Here is a 1,865-nt window from a genome sequence, read left to right as displayed (position 1 = left end):
GCGTTGAGTTGGCAGGGCGGGGTGCGCGGCGCGGCCTGGGCCGCCGCCGCGGGCTTGGCGCCCTGGTTCCACATGCGCCACGCCACCATGCCCAGCACGCCGGCGAAGATGATGGCCAGCGGCGCGTTGGGCAGGCGCCGCGCCGCCCACAGGCCCAGCGGCGAAACCAGTATTCCGGTGGCGGCCATGAAGCCCGCCGCCCGATAACGGACCTGCCCCTTGCGCAGCCCCAGCACCGCGCCCAGCGCGGCGGACAGGCCCACTGCCAGCAAGGCGATGGGCGCGGCCTGCGACACCTCCAGATGCAGGCCGAAGACCAGCAAGGGCACCGCCATGATGGCGCCGCCCGCGCCAGTCAGCCCGAGTATCAGGCCCACGCACGCCCCCAGCGCCGCGCTGACGGCCAGCACCGTATCGATCATGGCCGGTACTCAGTTACCCAGCGGGCGGGCCAGCCATTCGCGGCCCTTGAGCATGCCGTTCCAGTAGATCCACGGCAACAGCGTCGCCTTGAGGAACCAGGCGCTCTTGCGCGGCACGGTCGGGTCCAGCGGGAAGGTGGGCAGCAGCTTGCCGCCATAGCCGAACTCGGCCAGCACGATACGGCCGCGCTCCACCGTCAGCGGGCAGGAACCGTAGCCGTCGTACTTGACCGGCATGGCGTGGCCTTCGCGCAGCGCCAGCAGGTTCTCCGCCACCGTAACGATCTGCTTGCGCGCGGCCGCGGCGGTCTTGGCATTGCTGGTGCAGATGCCGTCGCCCAGCCCGAACACGTTGCCATGGCGCACGTGCAAGAGCGTGGCGGGATCCACTTCGCACCAGCCGGCGGCATCCGCCAGCGGGCTGTTCTTCAGGAAGTCATGCGGGACCTGGGGCGGCACCGCGTGCAGCATGTCGAAGGATTTCTCGACCCGCGTCACCACGCCGTCCGCGTTCTTGAGGTCGAACCAGGCCTTGCGCGCCGCGCCGTCCACCGCCACCAGCGCCGAATTGAAGGCCAGCGCAATGCCGTAGCTTTCGACGTAGCGCATCAGCGGCGGCACGAACGTCGGCACGCCGAACAGCGCCGCGCCCGCCAGGTCGAATTCGACCTCGATGCGGTCCAGCACGCCCGTGCGCTTCCAGTGGTCGCAAGCCAGGTACATGGCCTTCTGCGGCGCGCCGGCGCATTTGATGGGCATGGCCGGCTGCGTGAACAGCGCCTGCCCGCCCTTCAGACCGCGCACCAGTTCCCACGTATAGGGCGCCAGGTCGTAGCGGTAGTTGGAGCTGACGCCGTTCTTGCCCAGCGTGTCGGCCAGGCCCTCGACCTTGTCCCACGCCAGGCGCAGGCCGGGGCAGACGATCAATTGCTGGTAGCTCACGGCGCTGCCGTCAGTCAGCAGCACGCGGTTGGCTTCGGGCTCGAAGCCTGCGGCGGCGGCCTGTAGCCAGGTGGCGCGTTTGGGCATGACGGCGCGGGTCGGACGCACGGTCTTGGCGATGTCGAAGGCGCCGCCCCCCACCAGCGTCCAGGCCGGCTGGTAGTAATGCTTGTCGCTGGGTTCGATGACCCCGATCCGCAAGTCCGGACGGCGACGCAGCAGGCTGGCCGTAATGCCTATGCCCGCCGATCCCCCGCCCACCACCACCACATCGAAATCGCGCTGCGCCTCTGCTGTCGGCATGCTTGTCTCCTCGCCGGTCTACCGGCTTTTGAATTTTTCCAGCACTGAAAATATCGCCATGCCTGCCACCATGGCGGCCACGAAAATCAACGCCTCGGGGACGCCGGCGGACGCGGCCACCAGCGCCGGTCCCGGGCAGAAACCGGCCAACCCCCAGCCCGCGCCGAACGCCAGGCTGCCCGCGGCCAGGCGCGCATC

The 1,865-nt window shown here is 69.5% G+C and carries 3 protein-coding genes; all 3 read right to left on the bottom strand.

All coding sequences use genetic code 11. The features are described 5' to 3' along the window. Nucleotides 1-422 (bottom strand): TSUP family transporter (locus WBB14_RS27305; RefSeq protein ID WP_424242535.1); only part of this gene is annotated, 422 nt, incomplete at its 3' end. A gap of 9 nt (nucleotides 423-431) precedes the next feature. Further along, on the bottom strand, nucleotides 432-1,667 hold the full coding sequence (locus tag WBB14_RS27300; RefSeq protein ID WP_424242534.1) for an NAD(P)/FAD-dependent oxidoreductase: 1,236 nt from the start codon (nucleotides 1,665-1,667) through the stop codon (nucleotides 432-434). Between the two features lie 18 nt (nucleotides 1,668-1,685). Continuing rightward, nucleotides 1,686-1,865 (bottom strand): DUF6691 family protein (locus tag WBB14_RS27295; protein ID WP_424242533.1); only part of this gene is annotated, 180 nt, incomplete at its 5' end.

The sequence above is a fragment of the Achromobacter sp. genome (genome assembly GCF_049647645.1).
In the GTDB taxonomy this organism is placed as follows: domain Bacteria; phylum Pseudomonadota; class Gammaproteobacteria; order Burkholderiales; family Burkholderiaceae_B; genus Achromobacter.
The sequence above is the reverse complement of the archived record's forward strand: the minus strand, read 5'-3'. Positions and strand labels throughout refer to the sequence as shown.

Coding starts and splice junctions, on each gene's coding strand:
- WBB14_RS27300 (WP_424242534.1), bottom strand. CDS start 1,667: ATGCCGACAGCAGAGGCGCAGCGCGATTTCGATGTGGTGGTGGTGGGC.